The organism is Candidatus Lariskella endosymbiont of Hedychridium roseum (genome assembly GCF_964020185.1).
Taxonomy (GTDB): domain Bacteria; phylum Pseudomonadota; class Alphaproteobacteria; order Rickettsiales; family Midichloriaceae; genus Lariskella.
The window spans coordinates 1,052,292-1,077,995 of sequence record NZ_OZ026538.1 but is presented as its reverse complement, the minus strand read 5'-3'; the positions used below and the strand labels follow the sequence as shown (position 1 = coordinate 1,077,995).

The window sequence follows — 25,704 nt, the reverse complement described above, 5'->3', positions numbered from 1 at the left end:
AAACCGCATAAATAACAATGATTATGTAAAGGTAACTTTGCATGCATCTGTTTCTTAAGACTTGCAAGCTAGAAAATAAATGCTCTAGCTGTATGGAGGCTAAACTGATATTTCTTAGTCTATCCGTCAAAAATTGATTTGCGGCGCAAATCAATTTTTGCGGAAAATTAAATGTACAAAAATTAGCCTCAAGACTGGGCCCTGCGCTAATTTTCGTATATATAATTTATCCAATACTTGCATACTTAACAAAATCCATAAGAGTTTTGGCAATTTTGCCACTTTTTCTGCTGGATTTTCGGTGCGCCATAATTGCTTGCAGACCAAGATAAATCCTACGCTTCTTAGAGTTATGCATGCGATTAATTCAGCCTTGGATATAAAAGCTGCTTAAGCTAAAATACCTAACATGTCACTTGCAGAATGTTAAAAATCCAGTTTAGAGCGATAAGTGTTTGTTACTCAACTTGCTATAGCTCGAGACGTTTTCTTAAAGAAAGCATGTACTACGTCTACACTATTTTTGATAATATATAAATAGTAAAATCTAGTTTTACTATAAAATATTGAGTTGTGATTACAGATAGGCTAATCCATCTTGGAATTACTATTATTCCTGTCTATTACCTGTTGCATTCTATCTAGTTCTTCCTTTGGTATAAAATCTTCAGTAATTTGTCCTTTTTGGACTTTATCTACGTATGTATCCTTCAGTTGTTTCAAGAGCTGTACTTCGTCAATATTAATCGCATTTTGTTCTATTTCATCTAGTTCAGATTCATCAAGGTGTTGATATAGTTTTCTTATTGCAGTTGCCGTAAATCTATCTTCAACGCCTTTCTCTCCAAGATTATCAGCAATAAATTTTAAGCTATCTTCAATTGAAACTGGAAAGAAGCTTGTTAAGAAATGGCTTCCAACCTTTAGAAATGGATAGAATTGAGCATTTTTAATAGTAGATGGTATTGCGTCATCTTTTTCATACATCGGTTTATTGCCAGATATCAGGTTTGCCATTATTGTAAAACAAAGAAAAAAGAATGAAATGATTAAACTTCCGCGAAAAAAACCAAATATCAAGCCAAGCATCCTATCAAAAGCTCCACGTTGCATGGAAAGCATAAAAGTTGAAATCATAGTATTAAAAATTGCAAAAACCACTAGGAGCAATAACAATAAAACTGTATGCCCAATAATCATAACAAACAGGTCTGACTTGATATAAGATCCTATATATGGTTTAGCATATGGGAAAAGCTGATACGATAGTAAGATTGCAAGTATCCAGCCTGTCAAACTGAGTAATGAGCTTATAAAACCTCGCATAAATGCGAAGAACATTGAAGCTAAAATTACGAAAATCACGCCAAAATCAAGAGAGTTAAGCGCTGCAAAATCCAAGTGTTCAATCTTCACTTTTTTTCCCCAATTTATTCAATAAAGGCTTGATATCAGATACGTGCTTCAAATAAATGACATCCATGTTAACATCTATCTTTTTATTATTATAAGGCATTACAACTTTGTCGATACCTAATTTTTTTGCTTCAAGTAATCTTGTTTCATAATGCGTAACTTGTCGCAGTTCTCCAGATAATCCTATCTCTCCAAAAAACACTACATTGTGAGGAATAGCAATATTTTTTGTTGCAGAAATAATAGCTACTATGACCGCTAGGTCTGCTGCAGGTTCTGTAACCTTTAGGCCACCGACTATGTTTAAGTAGACCTCTTGGTTTAATATATTTAATCCAAGTCGTGCATTCAAGATCGCAATCATCATTGAAAGTCTATTTACATCCCATCCTATTACAGCCCTTCTTGGAGTTGCTAAGAAAGAGGGGACAACTAAAGATTGTATTTCCATAAGCATTGGTCTTGTTCCTTCAAGCCCTGCAAATATACATGATCCACTGACGCTCATGTTATTTCGAGGCATAAAAATTGCAGATGGATTTTGCACTTCTTGCAGTCCAGCACCAGACATCTCGAAGACTCCTATTTCATTTGTTGGGCCATACCTATTTTTGGTTGCTCGTATGATTCTGAACTGCTGAGTGTGATCTCCTTCAAAGTAAATGACAGTATCTACCATGTGCTCAAGGATCTTAGGCCCTGCTATTTGCCCATCTTTTGTTATATGTCCTACCATAATCAGTGCTATATTGTGCTTTTTACTATTTGTGATGAGCTCAAATGCACATTGCTTGACTTGTCCAACTGTGCCAGGCACTGATTGTATAGAGGGATGTGATAAAGTTTGAATTGAGTCTATTATGAGTACAGAAGGCGATTGTAATTCATTTTTATTCTCTGTTTCTTTTCTGTAAGTAGATCTTTCAAATAAAGATATGATTGCAGATGCATCATTTTCTGCTGAAACTTGTATATTTTTGCCTGCAAGTCCTAGACGTATCGCTCTGATTTTGATCTGCTCAATTGATTCTTCGCCGCTTATATATAGCGAGCGTATATTTTTATCACATAGCTTTGCTGCAAGCTGAAGTAGCAGTGTCGATTTGCCGATGCCTGGCTCTCCAGCAAACAGTATTGCAGCACCTGGGACAATTCCACCTCCTAAAACTCTGTCTAGTTCAGAGATTCCAGTTGTTGTTCTAAAATGTGAGTGCTCTACAGTAGAATGATCTATAGTAAAAGTTTCTATGGATTTCTGAAAATTCTGAGCATTACTAGTCTTAGACTGATCTATTTCGGTTGCTTCAATTTTATTCCATTCTTGGCAACCTTCACATTTGCCTATCCATTTGTTGTAAGCCTCTCCACAATTCCTGCAAATGTATAAAATTTTTTTCTTCACTTATTAGACCTGTCTATGTATTATGGAACGCTACATTAAGTTATTCAATTTATCATAAGATGCAATATAATAATGAATTGTTAAAACTTCCACAAATAAACGAAATATTTGAAAGATTTAAAAAGCAAGATCCTGATCCAAAAATAGAGCTGGATTACTGTAACAATTATACGTTGCTGGTTGCTGTTGTTTTATCTGCTCAATCTACGGATAAAATGGTTAATAGAATTACTCCAGCTCTTTTTGAAGCTGCAAATACTCCAGAACAAATGGTTGCGCTTGGAGAGATTGGCCTGAAGGAGTATATAAAAAGGATAGGTTTATTTAATAACAAAGCGCGCAATATAATTGCGATGAGCAGGATGTTGATCGATGAATTTAATTCAGAGGTTCCTGGAGATTTTGATAGTTTAGTGAAATTGCCAGGAGTAGGTGTAAAATCTGCAAATGTTGTGTTAAATACTGCGTTTGATCAGTCAAGAATTGCAGTTGATACACATGTATTTCGTATAAGTAATCGAATCGGTTTTTGTAAAACTAAAACTCCTGAAGAAACGACAAATGTTCTAAGTGCTCTAATTCCCAAGCATTGGCAACAAAAAGCAAATCATTGGCTGGTATTGCACGGTAGGTATGTTTGTGTTGCAAGAAAGCCGAAGTGCAAAAAATGTATTATAAACGATATTTGCATTTCTAGAAGTAAGTTCGAAGATGTCTAATTTGCTGCAAGTAGATGTATGGTATTGCTGGTATTCGTTACACTTCAAAAATTGGCCTCGTCAGAGCGCTTGTGGTGTGTTTGTTATTCACGAACGCCCCCAGCACTCTTCCTAGCTCTTTTTGAAGTTTTTTTTGAAATATTTATGAAAGTCAAATATCAATCTTCATTTTACCTGCGGTGTATCTGTATGTATTCAGTTTTATTAATTTCTTGTTGCAGAGAGAAAGTATTGTATTTCATAATCAATATGAAACCTTAAGATTAATTGCACAAAAGTTGCACGCAAGCAGCCCTTTATGTTGCAAAGATGTTACAAGGGGGGTCTTTGGTATATTTTGCATTAAAGAAGTAATAAGATCAATTACTACCGGCTAAAGCGCGGTAGTTTGTGTAACGCTTGCAAAGCAGATTAAAAGCGTAAACGCTAAAACTCTGATATTCTAAAATCATCTTTTTTGTGATGTTCCTCATGCTGTTCTATATATTTTTGCACTTCTTCTGAATTCACATTGCCAACTGTCACAACAAAATACCCTCTGGCCCAAAGATGTTGTCCACAATACCGCTTACGGAGCAGTGCAAATTCCTGTAGCAACTTACGACTACTTATACCTTTAATATATTGCACAGCTTTAGATATTGATATACTAGGCGGAACCAATGCTAATATATGTATGTGATCAGGACTCATACTGCCACTAATTATATTTATGTAATTAGCAGCACATATTTCTCGGATTACTTCCCTAGTTCTAATCGCAACTTGCCCAGTTAAAACTCTATACCTATACTTAGTACAAAATACTATATGATACTTTAGGTCATATAGGCTGTGGGATCATCTCCTATATTCCATTCGTCCTCCCTTAGCACATTTCCTAGATAACTAATACTAAAGTGTTCGCTTAAAGGCGAGGGTGTTAACCATATCACATATAACTACATAAAAGAGGTTGGTGAAATGAGTCTACCAAAAAAATTACCAGATGGGTTTGTTTATGTTTCTGAAGTATGTAGCAGCATACAGGTTGATCTGATGTATAGTACAGATGATAATTTTACCGGAAGTATAGTACCTGGTTACAAGAAAAATGTTGCTATTATGACGGAAAAGGCTGCGTTGCAGCTTGCAAAGGTACAAGATCACCTATCTACTATAGGACTTGGTTTAAAGATTAAAGATTCATATAGGCCGCAGGATGCAATACTTGCTTTTAAGAAATGGTCTCAAGAGCCAGAAGATTTTAAAATGAAGGAAAAGTATTATCCAAATCTTGAGAAGAGTAAGTTATTTGAGCTTGGATATATCAGTGAAAAATCGGCTCACAACAGAGGCAGTACTGTAGATCTTACTTTAGTGAAATTACAAGATAACTCTGAACTTGATATGGGAACGATTGTTGATTTCTTAGACGATTTATCTCATACAGAGAATAAAACAATTTCAGAGGGAGCAAAGAAGAATAGAGAATTATTAAAACAATCTATGGAATTTTATGGATTTAAAAATTATTACAAGGAATGGTGGCATTATCAGCTAAATGACGAGCCAATTCCTGCAACTTCAATCACAGAACCTTTTAACTTCTATGTTGAATAACTTATCCTACAATACATTTTGCTGACAGTGTCAGCAAAAGTAGAGGTTAATAATGTAAAGATATAAAAAATTAAAGCTCTGAATTTGGAAGAAGTTTTGCATAAAATTCGTCACAATCACTCTTACTCCAATTCTCGGTATGTTCCGGTATTATGACAACGTTTGTATGTTTATTGCCAAGAGTGTCTGCAACTGATTGTTGAGCGAAAATTATATCAGCTTCAAGCGTGCCAGATCCTGAGTATAAAGCATTTGGCATACATATCATCTTTGCACTTATAAAGCCTTCGTTATAAATTTTCTCGCCTAAGAGATACATATTATTCTCTGCTATTAATATACCAGTGTTACGCATACTAAGAAGATTAAATATAGCATCATTCTCAGCGTGCTCAACGTCTATAATAGAGTCTATATTTGTAGCGTCATTCATAAGTTTATATCGTAAATGAATTTGTTAACCAATTTGTCTATGCTTAAGATATTTGAGAGTTTTCACATAAAGATAGATAAGAGCTGTTCTTGATATTGTTTGAATATTTGTGTAATAGCAAGAGCGCACCAAAGCTTGATGGATCCGTATACCATTGACTCTTTTTTAGAAACGATTTTAGTGCGCCGTGTCACTCGGCATAAATGATGTCGCGTGTTGCTATTATCTCTCTCGATACATACTGTGCCAGACTTTCCAATTGTATGACGCTCTTTGGGTAAAATTTTAGAAAAAGCCTCCCAATCATCCGTATAAAAATGACATTCTTTTAGATGACTCACTTTGTTGTAGAGCTTTTGGAATGTTGCAGTATCACGATTGCCTGTAACCCAGGCAACTGTTCTCCTTGTACTACGATCAACTGCCTTAATGATCCAAAGCTTGTTTTTTTTGAACCAATAAAATGCCACATCTCGTCGAATTCCATCTCCATAATATCCGAAGAGACAACTGGCTCCTGAGTCTTGCCCATCACCTCTACTACCCAGCGATAAATTATGGACGGCGAATGACCTAATATCTTGCCTAACATAGAAAAAGAGCCCTTACCAAGACTATATAGCATAACGCATAATGCTTTCTTAACAGCTGTTTGAGGCTTCTTGCCCAGATCGCCCTCAACAAAATTTAGAACATGATCTGCACTTATAACGCTGTACACCCCCTCACAATGCCATTCTTTACAAAGATATCAGAGCAACATCCCTTACAACAAACCATAAAACCACTCTTTAGTTTTTAAAAAAGTGATCATATCATACTTCTATCTAATTGTGAAAACTCTCGAATTTTTTATGGTAGAATGAGAAAAATGTCTGCAAAGCCTGCAAAATGCATACTTTTGGCGGATGGACTAAGTCAGTCTCTCGCTTAAAATAGAGTTACATTGCCGATTTCAAGCGAATAAAAATTTATTCTAAAGAACTCATTTGCTATGCATATTTTATAGCGCTTTAGCTATATACCTATTGATTATTACCGAGAAAATCTGCCATAGATCCTGGTTATAGCAAGCTTACATCAAATTATTTCTCAAGTAAAAAATATAGTTTCTATTCTATACAGCGCTATGTCGAAAATTATATCATTGCCCACCACCTAATTGATGCACATATACTGCAAGCTGTCTTATAGTAGAATCAGTGAGTCTTCCAGTCCAATACGGCATCACACCAGCTCTTCCTGAATAAATCACGTCATATATTGCTTTATAATCCGATCCATAAAGCCAAACTGCATCACGAAGGTTAGGTGCGCCAAAATCCTTCCCTCCTGTTGCATCAATACCGTGGCAAGAAGAGCAATTTTCTTCAAATATTTTTTTAGCTTTACTATCAACCTTTTCATCCTTTGTAAGGCCGCTTATGGTACGTATATATTTTGTTAAAGAATCTATCTGATCTGAATTCAACATCTTCTCTCTACCAAAAGCAGCCATTTGTGATTCTCTAGTCTCCTCATGTTCCGACCTAATTCCATATTTTATAGTCTGATATATATCATCAATAGTTCCGCCCCAAAGCCACGCACCAGTTGTGAGATTTGGGTAACCTTTGCCACCTGTTCCACCTATACCATGGCAGGGTGAGCAGTTATTCTGAAATGCCGAACTACCGCCAGCTATAGCAAAAGATAATAACTCTGTATTCCCCATAATTTCTGAAAAAGATGCAGCATCAAACTCTGCTTGATATTTTGCTCGAATCTGCTCAACCTCTTTCTGAGAGTTTGCAAGTTCATCATGAGATGACCAATTAAGAATTCCATAAGTATAACGAGCGGGCCAAGATGGATAAAGAAGCCAATATCCTAGTGCAAAAAACAGCATAGCATAGAACATTCCCCTAAGCCAAAACGGATCTGGATTATTAAACTCTTGTATACCATCCCATTCATGACCAGTTGTTTCTGGATCACGATTTTTTAGTACTTTATCTTTGCTGTTTGTTTTCTTAGTGTGAACTGGCATATTTACAACTCCATCACTGTATAGCCTATCCGTCAAAATTTATTTACCCAGGAAATAAATTTTTGCGGAGAAGTTAAATGTACAAAAATTAGCCTAAAGAAGCGGCCCTGCGCTAATTTTCGGATATATAATTTATCCTGTATTTAGCAAATACTACTTAACAAAATCCATAAGGTTTTTGGCAGTTTTGCCACTTTTTCTGCTGGATTTTCGGTGCGCAATAGTTGCCTTGCATACCAAAATAAATCCTGCACTCCTTAGAGTTATGACGCAAAGACTATATATCCTTTTCGTCGTGCAGTGGAATTTGGCTGCACTCTTCGTAATGTTTTCTGCTTCCTGGGCGCATAATCCAAGCAACAATCATTATACAAGCAAACATCAGTAGAAAAAGCTGTATCATACTCACCAATCCCTACCTTTGTTAGTTTTTAGATCTACCTTATTTCCTAGCCCTTGCAAATATGCAATCAACGCATCCATCTCAGTAATTTTAGTAGTATGTTTATTAAACTTTCTGATTGCAACTTTAGGATATCGTTTTTGGAAATCATCTATAACGTCAGGATCATGTTCAAAGCCAAGCTGCACATTTATATCACTTAAATAATTCTTAATATCATCCTCTTGGTATGGAACACCAAGCATAACAAGGATTTTCATCTTTTGTTGAAGTTCTGAAGTATCAACTTCAGCATTTAGCAAGAAAGGATAACCAGGCATTATAGATTCAGGTACAACACTTCTAGGATTCACTAAATGCTCTACATGCCAATCATCTGAGTATTTTTCACCTATTCTAGCAAGATCTGGCCCAGTACGTTTTGAACCCCACACAAATGGAAAGTCAAACATACTTTCGACCGCTAGAGAATAATGACCATACCTCTCAACTTCATCGCGCAGGACTCTAATCTGCTGACTGTGGCATCCATAGCAACCTTCGCGTTTATATATATCAAAACCTATTAGCTCAAGAGGAGTATATGCTCTCATACCTTCAACATTTTCTATAGCAACCTCTTTTTTAAATAATGGGAAAATCTCTACTATAGCACCAACTGACGTCACTATGATAGTCAGCACTATTAGTAGAAAGATACTTTTTTCTATCTTTGTATGTGGATTATCCATACTTTTTATCCGATAAATTTATTTTTATGAGCTTCAAAATAGTAAACACTCAATAAAAAGACAGCAAGTGCTATAAAAATATAAGCCGCTTGCAATTTTAACACCAATTCAACAAAGCAAAACTTATAAACTACTAAATCCTACTTATGCCCCTCTATGCAGTACAGAGCTGCTTACAGAGCTTTCAGATAACGCACTTGCCAAATCACTATCGTCTTTGTGTCTTGGCATGCGGATGGTCAAAAACACATTAAATACCATCAGCATAACACCAAGCAGAAAGAATAAACCACCAAGTGCTCTGATAACATAGTAAGGATGCATTGAAATAACAGCTTCTATAAATGAGTATTTCAAGAACCCCATATCGTTATACGTCCTCCACATTAATCCTTGTGCTATTCCAGCAGTCCACATTGAAGTTATGTAAAGCACTATCCCAACAGTCGCAAGCATAAGGTGTGCACTCATCATCCTTTTAGAGTATATATCTTTTTTTTCCCAAATTACTGGAGTCATATGATATATCGCAACAAAGCTTATCATAGAAACCCATCCAAGCGTTCCTGAATGCACATGACTTACAGTCCACTCTGTGTAATGACTAAGCGCATTTACAGTCTTAATAGACATCATAGGTCCTTCGAATGTACTCATACCATAAAACGCAAGCGAGATCACAGCCATTTTTAGCACAGGATCTTCCCTGAGTTTATCCCAAGCACCAGAAATAGTCATGATCCCATTTACCATACCGCCCCATGATGGAAGCCACAGTATCAACGACATCGTCATCCCAAGTGTTTGTACCCAGTCAGGCAGAGCAGTATAATGTAAATGGTGAGCTCCTGCCCATACGTAAAAGAAAATTAACGCCCAGAAATGCATTATAGATAATCTATAGGAGTAAACAGGCCTGTTTGCTCTCTTTGGAACAAAATAGTACATCATACCAATAAATCCAGCAGTCAAAATAAATCCAACAGCATTATGTCCATACCACCACTGTATCATTGCAGATTGTACTCCAGAGAACGCAGATACACTATGTGGACTCAATAATGATATAGGGATCGATATATTATTTCCTAAATGCAATACGGCAACAACAAGTATAAAAGACAGATAAAACCAGTTTGCAACATATATATGATTCTCTTTTCTATTTTTTAATGTAATCAGATAAACGTAAAGGTATAATACCCAAATGACAGTAAGCAGAATATCAGCATACCACTCTGGTTCGGCATATTCCTTACCTTGAGTTATGCCAAATAAATATCCAACTCCTGCAATGATTAAAAACACCTGATAACTAAAGAATATTAGTCTAGCAAGAATTGGACAAGCAAGCCTAGTTCGGCATGTTCTTTGCACAACAAAAAAAGATGAACCTATCAAGATGTTGCCACCAAACGCAAATATCACCACAGATGTATGGAATGGACGCAGCCTACCAAAATTCAGCCAAGGAAGATCAAAATTCAATAATGGATAAGAAAGCTCTAGTGCAAGATAAACACCAGCAAGCATACCAACAAAAGCCCAAATGACAGAGGCAAGAGTAAACCACCTCAGCACTACATTGTCATAATTTTCAAAAGCAACCTTATTGGCTGTCAGATCATACATAATATAAAATATCTAATTAATTTAACATAAGCCAAAATGACTCAACCTTAAACTCTATTTAATCAAAGACCTATAATGAATTTCATGCTCATTAATTCAAGTTAAAAAATAAGATAGAGATGCAACTGGAAGCGCAGTAAATAATAGAGTTCATCTCTGCTCTCACAAAAGCCACTCATCATAAAAGACATTATTACCTATTGATACTTAATAGATTTGTTATATAGCCTATCCATCCAAAATAGATTGGCGCAGCAAATCTATTTTTATGGAAAGTTAAATATACTAAAATTAGCCTTTAGGCTGGGTCTTGCACTAATTTTTGGATATAATAGCAAATCCCTCCAAGTAACAGAACACTTTAGCTTCATCTTTTCTTTAAAATTTAAGCGCGTGCACTTACTTAAGGTGGTACATAACAAAAAATCCATAAGGTTTTTGGCAATTTTACCACTTTTTCTGTTGGACTTTCAGTGTAGTATCATTGCTTGCAGGCCAATATAAATCCTGCGCCTCTTAGAGTTATGAAGCAAGCGACTATATAACTATACAAGATATATCTGGAAGCAAAAGTACTTGTTACTCCTACGGGATAGTAATACACCTTTCTAGTATATCAAGATGATCTATTAAATTCGGCTATTTTTCAAGCAAAATTCTAACACTTGCAGCTAATTATAATGCAACAAACAACGGCATATATAAAAATATCTGCAATACATGAAATATTATCTTAATGATTATTTAAAGTTGAGTTTGTACTACTAAATCAGAATTAACTTTTGTAATGCTTGATAATTTATCTACACAATGCATGTTTTTATTTCACTATTACTTCTGCTAGCTTAGTAAAAACTTGATAAGCATCATCCTCACATTACTTATAAATAGTTGCAAATTCGAGAGTTTTCACAATTAGATAGAAGTATGATATGATCACTTTTTTAAAAACTAAAGAGTGGTTTTATGGTTTGTTGTAAGGGATGTTGCTCTGATATCTTTGTAAAGAATGGCATTGTGAGGGGGTGTACAGCGTTATAAGTGCAGATCATGTTCTAAATTTTGTTGAGGGCGATCTGGGCAAGAAGCCTCAAACAGCTGTTAAGAAAGCATTATGCGTTATGCTATATAGTCTTGGTAATGGCTCTTTTTCTATGTTATGCAAGATATTATGGCATTCGCCGTCCATAATTTATCGCTGGGTAGTAGAGGTGATGGGCAAGACTCAGGAGCCAGTTGTCTCTTCGGATATTATGGAGATGGAATTCGACGAGATGTGGCATTTTATTGGTTCAAAAAAAACAAGCTTTGGATCATTAAGGCAGTTGATCGTAGTACAAGGAGAACCGTTGCCTGGGTTACAGGCAATCGTGATACTGCAACATTCCAAAAGCTCTACAACAAAGTGAGTCATCTGAAAGAATGTCATTTTTATACGGATGATTGGGATGCTTTTTCTAAAATTTTACCCAAAGAGCGTCATACGATTGGAAAGTCTGGCACAGTATGTATCGAGAGAGATAATAGCAACACGCGACATCATTTAGGCCGAATGACACGGCGCACTAAAATCGTTTCTAAAAAAGAGTCAATGGTATACGGATCCATCAAGCTTTGGTGCGCTCTTACTATTACACAAATATTCAAACAATATCAAGAACAGCTCTTATCTATCTTTATGTGAAAACTCTCGAAAATTAAATATAGTGGAATTTCTTTTTCACATTATTTTTTAAAATATGATACATGATAAAGACATAAATAAAAGAATTCAGGATTTTCACATTATAGCTTTTTTATCTCAAAATTTTAGATTAAGCAAAAAAGTGTCAAATACAATTTAAACCTGAGTATTTAGCTTCATATAAGTTAAATCTGATCAAAATACTGACGAACAAAGAGCAAAGCTTTATAGCATTATATGGCAAAGACAGCGCCATATTTTAAAATATTTAGATTTTATAAAAATTTTAATTGTTAAGGCTTTATTGACGTAAAAAATGTTATTATGATACACTTATAAGTAGGAATAATATAAAGAAAGCATTAATATTATAGAGCTTGTTATTAATTTCTATATCGAATACTTGTATATCTTTTGCAAAGAAATGAACGAAGTAATATACAAGATTAAGCAAAAAAATATAAGGTTAAGAAAAAATGCATATCATAGACATTGTCATTGTTCTTATTTACATTGTAATATGTATATTGATTGGTTTATATAAAGCAAAATCAATCCGAACTTTAAAAGAGTATGCACTAGGTAGCAATTACTTCCCTAATATTATTATCGTCCCTACTTTATTTGCTACACACTTAGGCGCTGGAAGCGTAATGGGCCGTATTGAGAAAGTTTATACAATTGGTATATTCTTTATAGTCACTCAAATTTTCTGTCCTTTATCTTGGATACTTGCTTCAAAAATATATGGTGAGAACATAAGTCAGTTTCGTGGCTGTATTTCACTTACTGATATAATGCAACAATTATAGGAAGCGTTGGTAGACATATCACTAATATTACTTCTATTGTGATTTCTATAGGGACAGTAGCAATGCAAGCCATTGCAATGGGAAGCATTATAGATTATTTTTTCCAGACTGGTTATTCATATAGTGTAATTGTCTCTATGTTAATACTTTCCACTTACTCCGCATTTGGTGGCGTAAGATCTGTTGCATTTACTGATGTCTTTCAACTTATGATCTTTATGGTAGCAATACCCATTGCATGTTCCTTTGTATACCATGATATTGGCGGATATAAAGGTATAATCAATTCTTTGCCTAAAGATATGATAAACTTCAGTTTAAATAAAAGTAATATTTGGTTATTTCTTAGTCTAGCTTTTTATTCTTTGTTACCAGTTTCATCCGGGGTTTATATGCAAAGGTATTTAATGTGTAGGAATTCAATGCAGCTTACTTATTCTCTCAATTCTGTTGCTATAATAAGTTTATTTTTTATAAGCATTATATGTATAATAGGACTTACTTTAAAAATAAAAGAGCCAAATATTGATTCTCACATTGTATTTATTTATTTATTTTATTGCAAATCATGTTGCTGTTGGGTTTAAAGGATTAATTGTAGCTGGGTTGCTTGCAGTAATTATGTCTACTGCTGATTCTTGGCTTAATAACGCAAGTGTTCTTTTTACGCATGATATTATAAAAAAAATAATGCATTTAACTGAAAGGCAAGCTTTACTACTTGCAAGAATATTTACATTTATTATAGGTATTCTCGCTATTTTTATAGCTATTCATAGAAAAGAATTAATAGAGATAGAGTGGTTCATAAGTAATGCTTGGGTTCCTCTTATTGTAATACCATTAATTGCAGGCTTTTTGAAGTTTAGAACAAATGGCAAATCATTCATATTTTCTTTGATACTAGCTATATTTTTCACTATTATAAGTGCATATATATTAGGAGATTTCAACACAACAAGCTCGATGTTTGGCACTATAGGTAGCGCTATAGGCTTGTTTGGAATGCACTACTGGCAAAAATATAATTCTGCAAAATTGTCATACTACCAAAAGCTTAATCATATTCTCATATTTAGGGACAAGTAATATCAATTCCTTATTATAAGTAAGATGTATGAATAATTGCATACGTAGTCTATCAGTCAAAAATTTATTTGCTCAGCAAAGCAATTTTGATGGATAGACTTTATAATTTATAATTTGCAATTCGCGTTAAGTAGCTGCTTTTAATTAGTACGCGCCGCGCCACAAAAGTCTCAGAAGCAGCATAAAATGGTGCCACGAGTGTCAAAATAGTGTTCTAAATCCGTAAGAAAATGTTATAAAAGACCCAAAAACCTTACGGATTTTGTGAAAGTAGCATTTGCAGCATAGGGCCAATTAATATATCCGAAAATTAGCGCAGGGCAGATCTAAAAGCTAATTTTTGGCGGATAGATTAATTAACATAGCGAAGATTTTAAAAAACCCACCTCTATAGGAGGTGGGTGAAAGATACTACTATCAAGGTAGATTACCTCTTAGCTGCAGATATTATATCGTTTATCATGGAATTATTTACCTGAAATCCTGCGGTTAACATAGCGTTCCACTGTCCTGTATCGATAATTTGTGTCATTTCTTTTATTGATGCAACATTACTGCCTTCTACGCTACGAGGTAGTATATTTGGAGCTGAGCCAGAACCAGCTGCAAAATATTGCACGTGACCTGAATTGATCGATTGTGAATACATTCCGCTATCACGCTCCATCAGGTGTTGAGGTGCTATGACTGCTGCTACTGGAACTTGATATAGATTTTGCGTTTCTCCATTTGAGAAAACAGCAGATATTATCCCATTTTCATCTGACGACCAGCTAGAAAATGTTGCTGTTGTTCTGCCATCTTTAACACCTAAATTCAGAGTATAATCCATGTTTTGTTGTAGTATGTTCTCAGTGTTGAAACTTATGTCAATGCTACTAGGAGATACACCATCTGGAACACTAGTCCAATCAAATACAGCATTTGAAGAGCCTAGCGCTGGAATAGCTTCTTTAGATTCTTGAACTATGTTCATTTTATTTGGATCCGCAAGTGCACCGCTTATGCTTACAGCAACGTCAGGGGCCGCACCTGTAAATTCCAGCTTACTTGCATTCCCATCTTTTGATATGTTAACCTTTATTGGTAGATCGCTAGATAAAATTGCTGTAATTAAGTCAAATGTTGATTTGATACCTGAAGGTGCTGCAGTGTCATATTTAAAACTCTTTGTTATTCCACCTGCTGTGATATTAAGGTCATCTCCATTTGTTGCTCTGACTGACGCGCCAAGATCTTGGCTTAAATCTCCTATATCTTTGCTGAAATATGGAATTTCAATTTTAGAAATACCTTGTAGATGTCCACTTCCGTCAAAGCGTAGTATTCCTGCTTGCGCTATTAAATTATTTCCTTTGATATTGTCTTGTGGGTAGTATATCTCAGCGGCCCAGATATTATCACCCAATTTTTTGGCAGCCATGTAAACCTGCCTTGCATTTCCTTGAGCATCATAAACCTTGTTTTCACCCAAGGTGTCTGGCGTTACATCTCCTTTAGACATACTACCTTTGCCCGAAGCCAATGGGCTATAAGATGGTTGTTGAGTCCCAATCTGCTTATTTGACATACCAAGAAGACCTAGTAAATTTTTATCTGGATCTTGGCTGCGGTTTGTAATCATTACAGAGGAGCTTGAGGCTGTTTCCAGTAATAAAACAGAGCTAGATGCTCCATTTGTTGTCATTTGATCAACTTTTGAAAATGCTTTTGAATTTGACTTAAGCAAGCCCGCTAATCCTTGCATAGTAACAAACCTATTTTCCCCATTTTCTGCGTTTGGTATAGAGCTATTATCGAAAGCAAGCGTTTGAAATAACGCGCTTGGATTTTTTGGATCATCCGCAACTTCAAGATCGGATGATAAGTTTTTTGGAGCTATCATTAGAGAGAGTTGATTTATTCCACCTACTGTATCTGTAAGTACGCTAGCTTGTAGTGCAGAATTTGTGTTAATCTGCGCGACCAACTGGTCTAGAAAGTCTTTGTTGTTTGTGGCTGTGGTAGAAGCTGTGATAGTGACGTTATTATTACCTGCTTTTATCTGCATTGTATTTCCATTTAGTACAACAAGATTAGTTCCAGCTTCATCAAATTTCCCTGAGTGTACAAATCCGCCGAATGTATACTGCTGTAAAAATGGTTTTCTTGCTCCATCGCTTCTCTTACTATATTCGTTTTTTGCTCCATCTATTGCTGTAACTGAAAAACTCGTTCCGCTTTTTAGAGTACCGGGATTAATGAATTTGTCTGGACTGCCTTGTGTTGTTAGTAAAGTTTGTGCTTTTCCTGTTACTATTTCTCCTGAATTTAGCCTCATTGTAGTGTCAATTTTTGTTGTCGCTTCTGCCTGTAATATAGCATTTTTATCTATGAATATTGGCACAAGCTCTGAAAAATCAGATGTTATTTCTCCATCTGTCAGTTTTGCACCAAGCAACACCTTTCCGCTTGAGTCTTCTTTTAGAATACCATTTTTATCAGTCTCAAAAGAGCCTGTAGGTGTTAATAATACTTCTGTGCTATCTTCATTGGCTGCAACTGGCAAAAAGCAATACATTCCATTATTTTGATTTTTAACGCTGAAGTCACCTTCTCTGTTAGTAAACTGCACATTACCTTTCTGAGCAATTGTCGATCTTGATTTTACATCAACATTTCCAGTTCCTGCGACAAGATTGGCAAAATCCTGAGCCGGGCCTTTTGCACCGTTAACATTCACATTTGAAAGATTATCTCCTGCAATTCTCATTGACTGTTGAGCTGTTAAAATAGGACCAACAAAATTGCTACCAGCCATAGTTTATTACTCCATAATATTTTTTGATCATTTTTTTACTGCATGTACCAGCGTTTTTCTCACTAGACATCGAAATAACTAGTAAGCAAGTTTTGTGCCAAATAATGTTTACTTATCACTAAATTGAAAAATCTTATAGTAAGTATAGTGCCACAAAGCTTGATTATATGAGGGATAGCGAATAATATATAGATATGCTATAATTGTATTTTTATTTATAGAAGGTAATAAGGATGTTATAGCTATTTGAGTTGCATGATCGTGCTATGAAAATTGTTTACTAGGAGTGTAGATATATTATTACCATATTTGTAATAGGGATTTGCTACTTATAGTATTTGTGAAAATTACAAGCAATATGTAGTAAGATTTGATCTTTACTGTGAAGTATTAGTATTAGCATACGGTTAAGTTATTATGCATGTATTGTTTGCGAATGATAAGATTGATGTAAATTGATTGCAATACATTGAACAAGTGAGAAATTTGCCTTAGGTTATTTGTTGTTGTTTGTGCACTATGATGCTTTGTTGGTTACTATTGTCGTTTGAGTAATCTAAATAAATTATAGGTCATTGCTTGTTTTTAATTTTAGATACTAAGTTGTAGTAATATTTTAAGAATGAGATTAATCATAATGTATGGTGTGAAAAAATGTTTCCTGTTCTATCACAGATCATCACTGCGTTAAAAGGTATTGTAAAAACAGCTATGTTGGCATATCAGGGATATGATGCTGCTGCTGGCGATAAAAAAGGTCTTTTGAAAACGCACTCTAGAGAAGATTTGAGGGCTGCGGTGGAACAAGACAATGAAAATGAGAGGGAGAGTGAAAAAGAGGAGGAGCATCCAGGTATTATAAAGAGAATGCTTTTTGCTGTTGCATCTTTTACTATTTTTCCTGTAGCTAGTGGTATTGGCGCTGTCTATGGGAAGATAGAACCGGTGATAGATGCAGTACATAAAAAGCTGGAGCCGTGGATAGATAAACTTGGATCACCTACTGCATGTAGGATATATAGCTTAGTGGGGGCAGCATTCTTAATGATTAACCCAGTTTCAATGCCACTTGGAATAGCTGCATGTGCAGTATCTGTATGTAGTATAGTAGTTGCTGCTGGAATAGAAGCAAAAAGGTTATATAACCTTCGAATTTTGCAAAAAGAAGAGAAGATGCTAAATGAATACAAAGGTGTGAATGATACGCGAAAAGAATTGATTGGCAAACTTTTTGAATTGAGGCCTGACGTTGCTAGGGAACTTGTTGGTGTTATCAATTTAAATCCTGAAATTGATCCTGAGTATAAGGGTGAGGTCAAGAAGGCTAGCTGGAGAGACACTATATTTAAAGGGGTGGTTGGTAGAGTCCCTGAGAATATAGCATGTATTCTATCAAGTGTCGCATCTTTAAATCCTGTTTCTATATCATTTGCAGTACTTGGTACAACTCTTAATTATGGACAGAACATTAGAATGCAACGTGCTTTTGATAGTGAGGTTGTTAAACTATTAAAAGATGTTGAGATGTTAAAACAAGATGTGAAGCTAGTTTATCAAAATTCCAAAGGTCTTGAGCTAATAAAGCCTGCAATAGATTCAAGAGCTGCGGATAATGCAGGCCTTAAAGCTATGTTAGATTATCTTGAAAAGCATCCTGATGCAAGTATTAATAAATGTGCAGAAGAATGTAATATTGCAACTGCAGAGTTTGAACGTAATAATCAATTTGGCCTCTCTAGATCTTTCGGAGATAAAACCAAAGAATATTTGGGGTGTTTTCGTGATGTTATAATAGGTGGTTTATCTACAGAAAAGACTCATAAAATGTTTGCACCAAGAGCAAATAATTATGAATATTATGAGCAAAAATTGCAGGAGAAGAAGCAGAGCGTTGTGAGCGTTGAAAAGGAGCATGTAATTCAGAATGATATTGTTCAAAAGAAAGAAGGTAATGTTCCTGTTATCAAGGAAAATGTTGGTAATATGTTTACTATAGGTCAAGATAATAACACACAAGTGCGTCAGGAAACTATAGGCGCTACTGTTGTTACTCAAAGTGAAGATACAAGTAAGATGAAAGGAGAAATAGCAAAAGGTGCTATTGATGAACAAAGAATACAGCAAGGCATAGTACAAGAAAAAGCTAATACAACAACTAAGCTAAAAACTAATGTGGGTGTTGTAAGTGACAAAGTTAGTACAAAATTTGCAAAAGAACATCATAGTAGTTATGGAGAGCTTATAAAACAGAGCAAAGATAATGCACGTACGTCACGCGGTCCGGCAGCCGGTGGATAAAATTAGTGGGAAAAGTGGCAAAATTGCCCAAAACCTGATGGATTTTGTGAGGTACTGCCTTCATCAATATGAGGGGTTAGTTTGCCATACCATATGTGATAAATACTCGTATCTGTAATACTCAATGATATTATTTTTTGTATTGCTGTGATGAATAGTATTGACAAGTTATTGCATTTCTGGCAAAACAACAGCTTGTGAGTGATTTACCGTCTCTTAGTGTTTTTCATTAGGTAGTTTAGTGCGGCAATTACTTGTGAAAATTTTGTAGCATTTTTGGGTGATTTATTGTATTGTGCGCTTGTTAGATGTATAGTGGGTCTGTGGTTTTGTTTTACTGCTTGCGCTCTTGAGGTTCATCTATTGGTTGCATTTGCGGGTGTAGCTCAGTGGTAGAGCGCAACCTTGCCAAGGTTGAAGTCGAGGGTTCGAATCCCTTCTCCCGCTCCACTTTTACTCTTTTTGGGGGCATAGCTCAGTTGGTAGAGCATCTGCTTTGCAAGCAGAGGGTCATCAGTTCGAATCTGATTGTCTCCACCATATATTTTTTCTGGCTTTCAGCTGTTTTTGCAAAAAGCTAAAAGCTTCATCTTTACGGTGTTTCTATATTAAACCAGCATCTCTCATATAAAAATCATGTGGGTGCATGTTTTCGATGTATTCAAGCCACATAGTCGCCTGTGTCATAGCTCTAATAAGCTGAGGATTTGGTCGGCTTGCAAGTAATTATGCTGCACCAAAAGTCCTGCGGAAAAGGTGGCGAAATTGCTCAAAACCTTATGGATTTTGTTAAGTAGTATTTGCAAGTATTAGAAAATGATATGCCACAAAATTAGCGCAGGGCAGTTCTAAAGGCTAATTATTAGTACATTTAACTTTTCTCCACAAAAATTTATTTTCCGCAGCAAATCGATTTGTGACGGATAGACTACATAAGATTTTTTTGATCACAAAGGTAGTGTACATCAGTCTTCCACTTCTTAGAGTTATAGCGGCAGGCGACTAAGAAGTTAAAGTGTTATTTGTCATTTAAAGTTTTTTCTGCTTCCATTCCACCTATCACTGCATTCTATATGAATCCCAAAAAGATCTAAAATTCTTGCTGCACTGTAGTGCACAAGATCTTCGATATTTTTTGGCTTAATATAAAAGGAGTTTAAAGGTGGGGCAATGATTCCACTCATAAGAGTTATTTGTTTCATTGCTTCTATATGGCTTAGATTAAATGGTGTTTCTCTAAGCATTAAAACAAGTGGTCTTCTTTCTTTTAGTGTAACATCTGCTGCTCTTATAATGAGATTATCTGCGATTCCATATGCAATTGAGGACATTGTTTTGACTGAACAAGGTGCGATAATCATCCCGTCATGTTTAAACGAGCCGCTTGAGAGGCAGCTTTTTATATCATGACATTTATATGAGAATGTTGCAATACTCTTGATATCATCGATTGAGTAATTCGTTTCATAATTTATCGTGATATTGGCGGCATCGCTAATTATCAGATGTGTTTCAATACTAAGAGTTTTTAAGATCTTTAAGATCTCGATACCATATGCGGCACCTGTTGCTCCTGTCATTGCAATAACTAGAGATTTTGGTGTATTTTTCACTGTTAAATTCACAATAAACTTCTATAAAATAGTAAATATGAAGAAAATTAGCTGCAAAGTTAATTTATGCTCAATCTCACAGGTAACCGAACACTTTAGCTTTGTCTTTTTAGAAAATTTAAGTGCACGCATGGTTATTGTACTTCTAGTTCAGATACACTCCAATCTCATCTTAAATTCTCTAAAAAATACGCAGCGAATATATGTTGTTATTTGGGGAATTTGGTATTATTTGAGTTGTGAGATGGATAATAATACTTTATTTTCTATATGTCATCACTATATATTACTTATGAGTATTATGCAAAAATTATCGTGTATGCAAATGCCTTTAAAGCATATTAAATATCTTTCTATGCTTGATATTTTGGTATATTGGCGAAGAAATTAATGAAATAATATGGAAAATAAGGATGAAAAGGTCTGCACAATAACTCAAGTTAACGGTGCTGTATTTAGATGAGTTGCCAATGACAAAATAATTAGCAGCTTACATTATTAAAAAGAGAGTTTTCACATAAAGATAGATAAGAGCTGTTCTTGATATTGTTTGAATATTTGTGTAATAGTAAGAGCGCACCAAAGCTTGATGGATCCGTATACCCTTGACTCTTTTTTAGAAACGATTTTAGTGCGCCGTGTCATTCGGCCTAAATGGTGTCGCGTGTTGCTATTATCTCTCTCGATACATACTGTGCCAGACTTTCCAATTGTATGACGCTCTTTGGGTAAAATTTTAGAAAAAGCATCCCAATCATCCGTATAAAAATGACATTCTTTCAGATGACTCACTTTGTTGTAGAGCTTTTGGAATGTTGCAGTATCACGATTGCCTGTAACCCAGGCAACTGTTCTCCTTGTACTACGATCAACTGCCTTAATGATCCAAAGCTTGTTTTTTTTGAACCAATAAAATGCCACATCTCGTCGAATTCCATCTCCATAATATCCGAAGAGACAACTGGCTCCTGAGTCTTGCCCATCGCCTCTACTACCCAGCGATAAATTATGGACGGCGAATGCCCTAATATCTTGCATAACATAGAAAAAGAGCCATTACCAAGACTATATAGCATAACGCATAATGCTTTCTTAACAGCTGTTTGAGGCTTCTTGCCCAGATCGCCCTCAACAAAATTTAGAAAGCATGATCTGCACTGATAACGCTGTACACCCCCTCACAATGCCATTCTTTACCAAGCTATCAGAGCAACATCCCTTACAACAAACCATAAAACCACTCTTTAGTTTTTAAAAAAGTGATCATATCATACTTCTGTCTAATTGTGAAAACTCTCGAATTTTGTTTTAATATCGGAAGTTTTTGTTTTATACAACGCAAATTTTTGGAGTTGATATGAAATATACAGAAAAGATGGGGAATTTAAAGCGAATTTATGATAAAGCAATCAATGAGGTAAAAGATAGCGATTATTCTATATTGAAGCAGATATTATATGACGCTGAATTTTTTTGCGTATTTTAAGACAAGAAGATGGCAAAACTCTTCAAACTTTCTTTGATATTGCTGCAAAAAATGGAGAAGATATTAAAGCAATGATAGAGAATAAGGGTGATATCAATGTTCAGGTAGCAACGCAAGATATTAGTCCTGAGGTGATAAAATTATTACTTCAATATACTGAAAAGAAAGAAGTAAAGATGAGTATACAAAAGATCCTACAAAGTGGATGTCATATGACGCTTTACTATGCGGCACAAAACAAAAACCATGAAGTGATCAAATTATTGTTTGAACAGGCTCAAGCAGTAGGAATAGATATGAGGGAAATTTTTAAGCAGCATCATAGCATAATCCTGGACGCAGCCGTAAGCAATCCTAACCATGAGACGTTGCAATTATTGCTTGAATACGCTAAAGATGCAGAAATAAACATGAAAAAGAAATTGGAGAGTGAGGATTATCAAATACTTCGTACTGCAATAAAGAATCAAAATATTGAGGTGCCAAACTTATTGCTAAAAGAATTGGCTGCAACTGGAGGCCGCAGAGTTGAAGCTCTGCTGTATAATAAGCCATCTCTTTTTATAGCAAAAGAAGAGATAGTAATGCTGGCATTATCATATGTGGAAGAGAAAGATCAAGAATCTTTTGCAAGACTTTGTGGTTATATTTTAGAGCATAATGCATTTGAAAAGATTGTTAGTAATAACTTCATCAAAAATTCAATTATATCATCATCATATAAAATATCTGTTCTAAGAGAAAAAGTTGCAGGCCCAATATTTTTAGGATCATCAATTGACAGTAGGTGGCATAAAGATGGTGATTTAACACGAGTCAGCTTAGTCAAGAAAGATATGATGCAATATTACCAAGGAAATAAATGGGGTGAACTGAATAAGCATCTAAAATCACATTTATTATCATTTCTGATGAAACCTGTTCATGAAGATCCAGATTCAGTAGGTGAAATACTTACTTATTTGCACACGAACCAACGGTAGATAATGTTAAAAAAGTTATAATTGACTCTGCACACTTGTATAATAGACCTCTTGCATAACCTGTTCCAAACTGTGATTTGATTGTCACTAAAACATAAAAACACTCACGTGGATCATTGTTTGGTGACGTTTTGCAAAAATCTACTCTATAAGAATTTCTACCTCAGAATGAGGTTATGCAAGAGGTCTAATATGTTACATGGCTTTAATTGGTATTCTAATGCTGTCAACGCAGCTGACATTATATACTTGGGCTATCTTGGTGAATATGGCGCTGTACTTCGTCACGCTGTTATAACAGCTGCTTATACTGGATTGCATTATTCTGCTGCATACATTGTTGCAGCGCCGCAAATGACATTCCTACATAGTGCCGCTGTTGCTTGTTATAGCGCATATAGTTCCATCTCCAACTTATATTCGCTATATAAAGAATATGGCAGTGATGACTGGTTTTTTAAATCGAATGCTGCATACGCTGCGTTTGGCTGGCTTTTGCATAGTTCTTTAGGAAAGTTTAATAATGATCACGTTACGGAGCGCAGCAGCAATGCAGATGTTTATTTAGCAGATGATATAATTCTAATTGAACATTCCAGTCAGTTAGAAGCTCAATAGCCAATCTATTAAAATAACAAAAGCGCTGGTTCTTTTCTTAGCGTCGCCTTTTAAACCAGCGCTTTTAAAGTCATCTGCGTCATAATTTCCTAAGAAGCTATAGAATTTATGTTGGCTTGCAAGCAATTACTTAACGAGCGATCTTTTTATGTGCCAATTTTTGCAAAGTATGATTAGTATACAACTTCTTTGCTATTTTGCCATGTTAATGGATATACTAATAACATTATACCTCTTGCGTAACTCAATTTCTGAGGGCGCCTGGTGCGTCGCCTTAATGCTAAAGGTCGTTATATATTAGAATACATGCCTCCTTTGCGCGTCTCAAGCCTCTACCATTCGCTTCTCATAAATAGGTTCTGCGAGAGGTCTATTGATTAGTAATTATTTGAAAGACGGATGCATTAGAAAGAGGAAGGCACAGTTGATCAGATCTAATAGCACTGCTTACTTAAATATGCTTCTGAATAACAATTTGTTGTTTCATATAGCTTGACCTTAATACATTTTACATTATGTTTCTCAAAAAGCTTTGGGCATACATAATTTATTAGATAGTGTGCCATATTTTCAGCTGTTGGATTATAGTCAAGATAATAAACCTTTTGCCCAGTAAGATCAGAGATCCTGCCGCCTAGCTCATTGTCTTCAGAATTTAATATTATATTGTGATCCCAGTGCTCCAGTAACCAGCAATTTAGCACATCTTTAATGCTTGCAAAATCTATAACCATACCTAGTGCTGATAAAGCTTCAGCGGCAAAAGTTGCTTCAATTTTATATCTATGTCCATGCAGCATCCTGCACTTGCCATGATATCCCATGACTCTATGGGCTGCGTCAAATTCTATTTTTCTAGTGCAAGTAATTATTGACATAAAATCTAGCCCTTTAATTGCTGAATACTATTTGATATTTTATTTTCACTACTTTTACTCTCACTATTATATTCTATTGATTGATTTGAAGATGCTTCAAGTGCGTATTGCCATAAATCCATAAATGGTACATTACTCCTTTTTGCTAAGTCTTGTATCTTTGCAACTGTTTCCATTATATCTTGAGGTATCTGTCCACCTTTATCCTTTGTAATCCACTCTGCTTGAAAGTGTAGAGGATGATGATCAGGTGCTGAATCACCTAAAAAGACTGCAATCGTTTGTTTTGCTCCGTTAAAAAAGCAAGGTATGTCAAATTTTTTCAATTCAGTCATTATATAGATTCTCCCAACGAAACACCCTGTATATAACTAAAAAAATCATAGATGAGAAAACAAAAAAGTTTGCAACATTTATAATATTCATTTATGTCTCTGGAGTATGATACAACTATACTTTATTAAATTCAAGAAATTGTATAATGGAATTTGCATGTTAACAAGTTCTCAAGTATGTCCTCATTGTTCTTGCAATACTACGGAAATATTGCTATGCGGTAATTGTGGAAGGGTAATGTCGATTTCGAGTGATGTGAATTATTTTGATTTATTCTCATTAGAATTGCAATTTGAAGTTTCACGTTTTGTGCTGGAAGATGCTCTTATAAGACTTCTTAAAATATTTCATCCAGACAAATTTGTTTTTTCATCTAAATTAGAAAAAGAAATTGCACTACATAATAGTAGTTTGATAAATACAGCATATGGAGTTTTGATAGATCCTATAAAGAGAGCGGAATACATATTAAAACAGCATGGATATAGCTTGGACAACTCAGTGAGTAATGAAATCTCTTCTGCGACACAAGATCTTTTATTGTTGTCCATGGAATGGCAGGAACGCTTAGAAGATGAAGACGAAGACAAGAGTCAGTTAAAGTCTGAGATTTTATCTGAAAAAGATCAAACATTAAAGCTTTTAAAGGATATGCTGAACAGTGCTTTATATGATGAAGCGTTAAAGCAATATATGAAGCTTAAGTTTATAAATAGATTTTTAGAGAGAATATAAATATT

The 25,704-nt window shown here is 35.1% G+C and carries 26 protein-coding genes, 2 tRNA genes and 1 pseudogene; 13 read left to right on the top strand and 16 right to left on the bottom strand.

Annotated features, from left to right (window positions below):
* Nucleotides 1–588: 588 nt before the first annotated feature.
* Both AACK98_RS05475 and radA read right to left on the bottom strand, forming a co-directional pair.
* Nucleotides 589–1,416, bottom strand: coding sequence for a CvpA family protein (locus tag AACK98_RS05475; protein ID WP_339040579.1), 828 nt, complete (start codon nucleotides 1,414–1,416; stop codon nucleotides 589–591).
* The gene (gene radA / locus AACK98_RS05470; RefSeq protein ID WP_339040577.1) at nucleotides 1,406–2,818 is read right to left on the bottom strand and encodes a DNA repair protein RadA; all 1,413 of its coding nucleotides are present in this window, start codon (nucleotides 2,816–2,818) and stop codon (nucleotides 1,406–1,408) included. The genes AACK98_RS05475 and radA overlap by 11 nt, the downstream gene beginning before the upstream one ends.
* 59 nt (nucleotides 2,819–2,877) lie before the next feature.
* Here radA and nth point away from each other — a divergent pair, with 59 nt between their 5' ends.
* The gene (gene nth, locus AACK98_RS05465; protein ID WP_339040575.1) at nucleotides 2,878–3,537 is read left to right on the top strand and encodes an endonuclease III; all 660 of its coding nucleotides are present in this window, start codon (nucleotides 2,878–2,880) and stop codon (nucleotides 3,535–3,537) included.
* Nucleotides 3,538–3,963: 426 nt separating this feature from the next.
* Here the strand turns inward: nth and tnpA are convergent.
* A pseudogene (gene tnpA, locus AACK98_RS05460) lies at nucleotides 3,964–4,365 on the bottom strand (IS200/IS605 family transposase); the annotation flags it as partial.
* A gap of 135 nt (nucleotides 4,366–4,500) precedes the next feature.
* Between tnpA and AACK98_RS05455 the strand changes: the two are divergent.
* On the top strand, nucleotides 4,501–5,139 hold the full coding sequence (locus AACK98_RS05455; protein ID WP_339040573.1) for a M15 family metallopeptidase: 639 nt from the start codon (nucleotides 4,501–4,503) through the stop codon (nucleotides 5,137–5,139).
* A 70-nt stretch (nucleotides 5,140–5,209) separates the two neighbouring features.
* On the opposite strand, the gene AACK98_RS05450 is transcribed toward AACK98_RS05455, so the two are convergent.
* The 7 genes from AACK98_RS05450 to ccoN form a co-directional block, all read right to left on the bottom strand.
* Nucleotides 5,210–5,572, bottom strand: a complete 363-nt coding sequence (locus tag AACK98_RS05450) for a hypothetical protein (RefSeq protein ID WP_339040571.1) — start codon at nucleotides 5,570–5,572, stop codon at nucleotides 5,210–5,212.
* A 62-nt stretch (nucleotides 5,573–5,634) separates the two neighbouring features.
* Nucleotides 5,635–6,003 (bottom strand): IS1 family transposase, encoded by a 369-nt coding sequence (locus tag AACK98_RS05445; protein WP_339042625.1) that lies wholly within the window; start codon nucleotides 6,001–6,003, stop codon nucleotides 5,635–5,637.
* Nucleotides 5,910–6,293 carry a hypothetical protein gene (locus tag AACK98_RS05440; protein ID WP_339040570.1) on the bottom strand — a complete coding sequence of 128 codons (384 nt, stop codon included), beginning with the start codon at nucleotides 6,291–6,293 and terminating at the stop codon, nucleotides 5,910–5,912. Before AACK98_RS05440 ends, AACK98_RS05445 begins: the two co-directional genes overlap by 94 nt.
* 423 nt (nucleotides 6,294–6,716) lie before the next feature.
* Nucleotides 6,717–7,637, bottom strand: coding sequence for a cytochrome-c oxidase, cbb3-type subunit III (gene ccoP / locus AACK98_RS05435; protein WP_339040568.1), 921 nt, complete (start codon nucleotides 7,635–7,637; stop codon nucleotides 6,717–6,719).
* Nucleotides 7,638–7,878: 241 nt separating this feature from the next.
* On the bottom strand, nucleotides 7,879–8,004 hold the full coding sequence (locus AACK98_RS08280) for a cbb3-type cytochrome oxidase subunit 3 (RefSeq protein WP_410519975.1): 126 nt from the start codon (nucleotides 8,002–8,004) through the stop codon (nucleotides 7,879–7,881).
* Between the two features lie 2 nt (nucleotides 8,005–8,006).
* Nucleotides 8,007–8,735 (bottom strand): cytochrome-c oxidase, cbb3-type subunit II, encoded by a 729-nt coding sequence (ccoO, locus tag AACK98_RS05430; RefSeq protein WP_339040566.1) that lies wholly within the window; start codon nucleotides 8,733–8,735, stop codon nucleotides 8,007–8,009.
* A 144-nt stretch (nucleotides 8,736–8,879) separates the two neighbouring features.
* Complete coding sequence (ccoN, locus tag AACK98_RS05425; RefSeq protein ID WP_339040564.1) at nucleotides 8,880–10,367, bottom strand: cytochrome-c oxidase, cbb3-type subunit I; 1,488 nt, start codon at nucleotides 10,365–10,367, stop codon at nucleotides 8,880–8,882.
* Nucleotides 10,368–11,392: 1,025 nt separating this feature from the next.
* Between ccoN and AACK98_RS05420 the strand changes: the two genes are divergently transcribed.
* The 5 genes from AACK98_RS05420 (at nucleotide 11,393) to AACK98_RS05405 (ending at nucleotide 13,952) form a co-directional block, all read left to right on the top strand.
* Nucleotides 11,393–11,776, top strand: a complete 384-nt coding sequence (locus AACK98_RS05420) for a hypothetical protein (RefSeq protein ID WP_339040562.1) — start codon at nucleotides 11,393–11,395, stop codon at nucleotides 11,774–11,776.
* Nucleotides 11,680–12,051 carry an IS1 family transposase gene (locus AACK98_RS05415; protein WP_339042623.1) on the top strand — a complete coding sequence of 124 codons (372 nt, stop codon included), beginning with the start codon at nucleotides 11,680–11,682 and terminating at the stop codon, nucleotides 12,049–12,051. Before AACK98_RS05420 ends, AACK98_RS05415 begins: the two co-directional genes overlap by 97 nt.
* 527 nt (nucleotides 12,052–12,578) lie before the next feature.
* Complete coding sequence (locus AACK98_RS05410) at nucleotides 12,579–12,863, top strand: hypothetical protein (protein WP_339040560.1); 285 nt, start codon at nucleotides 12,579–12,581, stop codon at nucleotides 12,861–12,863.
* Nucleotides 12,857–13,450: a sodium:solute symporter family transporter gene (locus tag AACK98_RS08275; RefSeq protein WP_410520027.1), complete on the top strand. Its 594-nt coding sequence runs from the start codon at nucleotides 12,857–12,859 to the stop codon at nucleotides 13,448–13,450. Before AACK98_RS05410 ends, AACK98_RS08275 begins: the two co-directional genes overlap by 7 nt.
* Complete coding sequence (locus tag AACK98_RS05405; RefSeq protein WP_339040558.1) at nucleotides 13,401–13,952, top strand: sodium:solute symporter family transporter; 552 nt, start codon at nucleotides 13,401–13,403, stop codon at nucleotides 13,950–13,952. The genes AACK98_RS08275 and AACK98_RS05405 overlap by 50 nt, the downstream gene beginning before the upstream one ends.
* Nucleotides 13,953–14,379: 427 nt before the next feature.
* Here the strand turns inward: AACK98_RS05405 and AACK98_RS05400 are convergent, their stop codons facing one another.
* Nucleotides 14,380–16,752, bottom strand: a complete 2,373-nt coding sequence (locus tag AACK98_RS05400) for a flagellar hook-basal body complex protein (RefSeq protein ID WP_339040556.1) — start codon at nucleotides 16,750–16,752, stop codon at nucleotides 14,380–14,382.
* A 654-nt stretch (nucleotides 16,753–17,406) separates the two neighbouring features.
* Here AACK98_RS05400 and AACK98_RS05395 point away from each other — a divergent pair.
* The 3 genes from AACK98_RS05395 to AACK98_RS05385 all read left to right on the top strand — a co-directional run bounded on the left by AACK98_RS05395 (nucleotide 17,407) and on the right by AACK98_RS05385 (nucleotide 19,590).
* On the top strand, nucleotides 17,407–19,050 hold the full coding sequence (locus AACK98_RS05395) for a hypothetical protein (protein WP_339040554.1): 1,644 nt from the start codon (nucleotides 17,407–17,409) through the stop codon (nucleotides 19,048–19,050).
* A gap of 375 nt (nucleotides 19,051–19,425) precedes the next feature.
* A tRNA-Gly gene (locus AACK98_RS05390) sits at nucleotides 19,426–19,500 on the top strand.
* Between the two features lie 14 nt (nucleotides 19,501–19,514).
* Nucleotides 19,515–19,590 (top strand) — tRNA-Ala (locus AACK98_RS05385).
* Between the two features lie 485 nt (nucleotides 19,591–20,075).
* Here AACK98_RS05385 and AACK98_RS05380 read toward each other — a convergent pair.
* From AACK98_RS05380 to AACK98_RS05370, 3 genes are all read right to left on the bottom strand, one after another.
* Nucleotides 20,076–20,663, bottom strand: a complete 588-nt coding sequence (locus tag AACK98_RS05380) for a UbiX family flavin prenyltransferase (protein ID WP_339040553.1) — start codon at nucleotides 20,661–20,663, stop codon at nucleotides 20,076–20,078.
* A 513-nt stretch (nucleotides 20,664–21,176) separates the two neighbouring features.
* Nucleotides 21,177–21,545 (bottom strand): IS1 family transposase, encoded by a 369-nt coding sequence (locus AACK98_RS05375; RefSeq protein WP_339042621.1) that lies wholly within the window; start codon nucleotides 21,543–21,545, stop codon nucleotides 21,177–21,179.
* Nucleotides 21,452–21,739, bottom strand: coding sequence for a hypothetical protein (locus tag AACK98_RS05370; protein ID WP_339040551.1), 288 nt, complete (start codon nucleotides 21,737–21,739; stop codon nucleotides 21,452–21,454). The genes AACK98_RS05375 and AACK98_RS05370 overlap by 94 nt, the downstream gene beginning before the upstream one ends.
* A gap of 397 nt (nucleotides 21,740–22,136) precedes the next feature.
* Here AACK98_RS05370 and AACK98_RS05365 point away from each other — a divergent pair, with 397 nt between their 5' ends.
* On the top strand, nucleotides 22,137–23,132 hold the full coding sequence (locus tag AACK98_RS05365; protein ID WP_339040549.1) for an ankyrin repeat domain-containing protein: 996 nt from the start codon (nucleotides 22,137–22,139) through the stop codon (nucleotides 23,130–23,132).
* Nucleotides 23,133–23,300: 168 nt separating this feature from the next.
* Nucleotides 23,301–23,750, top strand: a complete 450-nt coding sequence (locus AACK98_RS05360; RefSeq protein ID WP_339040547.1) for a hypothetical protein — start codon at nucleotides 23,301–23,303, stop codon at nucleotides 23,748–23,750.
* A gap of 434 nt (nucleotides 23,751–24,184) precedes the next feature.
* On the opposite strand, the gene AACK98_RS05355 is transcribed toward AACK98_RS05360, so the two are convergent.
* Nucleotides 24,185–24,622: a 6-carboxytetrahydropterin synthase gene (locus AACK98_RS05355; protein ID WP_339042619.1), complete on the bottom strand. Its 438-nt coding sequence runs from the start codon at nucleotides 24,620–24,622 to the stop codon at nucleotides 24,185–24,187.
* 11 nt (nucleotides 24,623–24,633) lie between these two features.
* The gene (locus AACK98_RS05350) at nucleotides 24,634–24,963 is read right to left on the bottom strand and encodes a DUF2610 domain-containing protein (RefSeq protein WP_339040545.1); all 330 of its coding nucleotides are present in this window, start codon (nucleotides 24,961–24,963) and stop codon (nucleotides 24,634–24,636) included.
* 256 nt (nucleotides 24,964–25,219) lie between these two features.
* Between AACK98_RS05350 and hscB the strand changes: the two genes are divergently transcribed.
* Nucleotides 25,220–25,699 (top strand): Fe-S protein assembly co-chaperone HscB, encoded by a 480-nt coding sequence (gene hscB, locus AACK98_RS05345; protein ID WP_339040543.1) that lies wholly within the window; start codon nucleotides 25,220–25,222, stop codon nucleotides 25,697–25,699.
* The last annotated feature ends 5 nt before the right edge of the window (nucleotides 25,700–25,704 follow it).

What these genes read in the sequence shown, in the direction of transcription:
- nth (WP_339040575.1), top strand. Translation starts at nt 2,878, where the DNA reads ATGCAATATAATAATGAATTGTTAAAACTTCCACAAATAAACGAAATA.
- AACK98_RS05455 (WP_339040573.1), top strand. Translation starts at nt 4,501, where the DNA reads ATGAGTCTACCAAAAAAATTACCAGATGGGTTTGTTTATGTTTCTGAA.
- AACK98_RS05450 (WP_339040571.1), bottom strand. Translation starts at nt 5,572, where the DNA reads ATGAATGACGCTACAAATATAGACTCTATTATAGACGTTGAGCACGCT.
- AACK98_RS08280 (WP_410519975.1), bottom strand. Translation starts at nt 8,004, where the DNA reads ATGATACAGCTTTTTCTACTGATGTTTGCTTGTATAATGATTGTTGCT.
- ccoO (WP_339040566.1), bottom strand. Translation starts at nt 8,735, where the DNA reads ATGGATAATCCACATACAAAGATAGAAAAAAGTATCTTTCTACTAATA.
- ccoN (WP_339040564.1), bottom strand. Translation starts at nt 10,367, where the DNA reads ATGTATGATCTGACAGCCAATAAGGTTGCTTTTGAAAATTATGACAAT.
- AACK98_RS05400 (WP_339040556.1), bottom strand. Translation starts at nt 16,752, where the DNA reads ATGGCTGGTAGCAATTTTGTTGGTCCTATTTTAACAGCTCAACAGTCA.
- AACK98_RS05395 (WP_339040554.1), top strand. Translation starts at nt 17,407, where the DNA reads ATGTTTCCTGTTCTATCACAGATCATCACTGCGTTAAAAGGTATTGTA.
- AACK98_RS05370 (WP_339040551.1), bottom strand. Translation starts at nt 21,739, where the DNA reads ATGCTATATAGTCTTGGTAATGGCTCTTTTTCTATGTTATGCAAGATA.
- AACK98_RS05360 (WP_339040547.1), top strand. Translation starts at nt 23,301, where the DNA reads ATGAGGTTATGCAAGAGGTCTAATATGTTACATGGCTTTAATTGGTAT.
- AACK98_RS05350 (WP_339040545.1), bottom strand. Translation starts at nt 24,963, where the DNA reads ATGACTGAATTGAAAAAATTTGACATACCTTGCTTTTTTAACGGAGCA.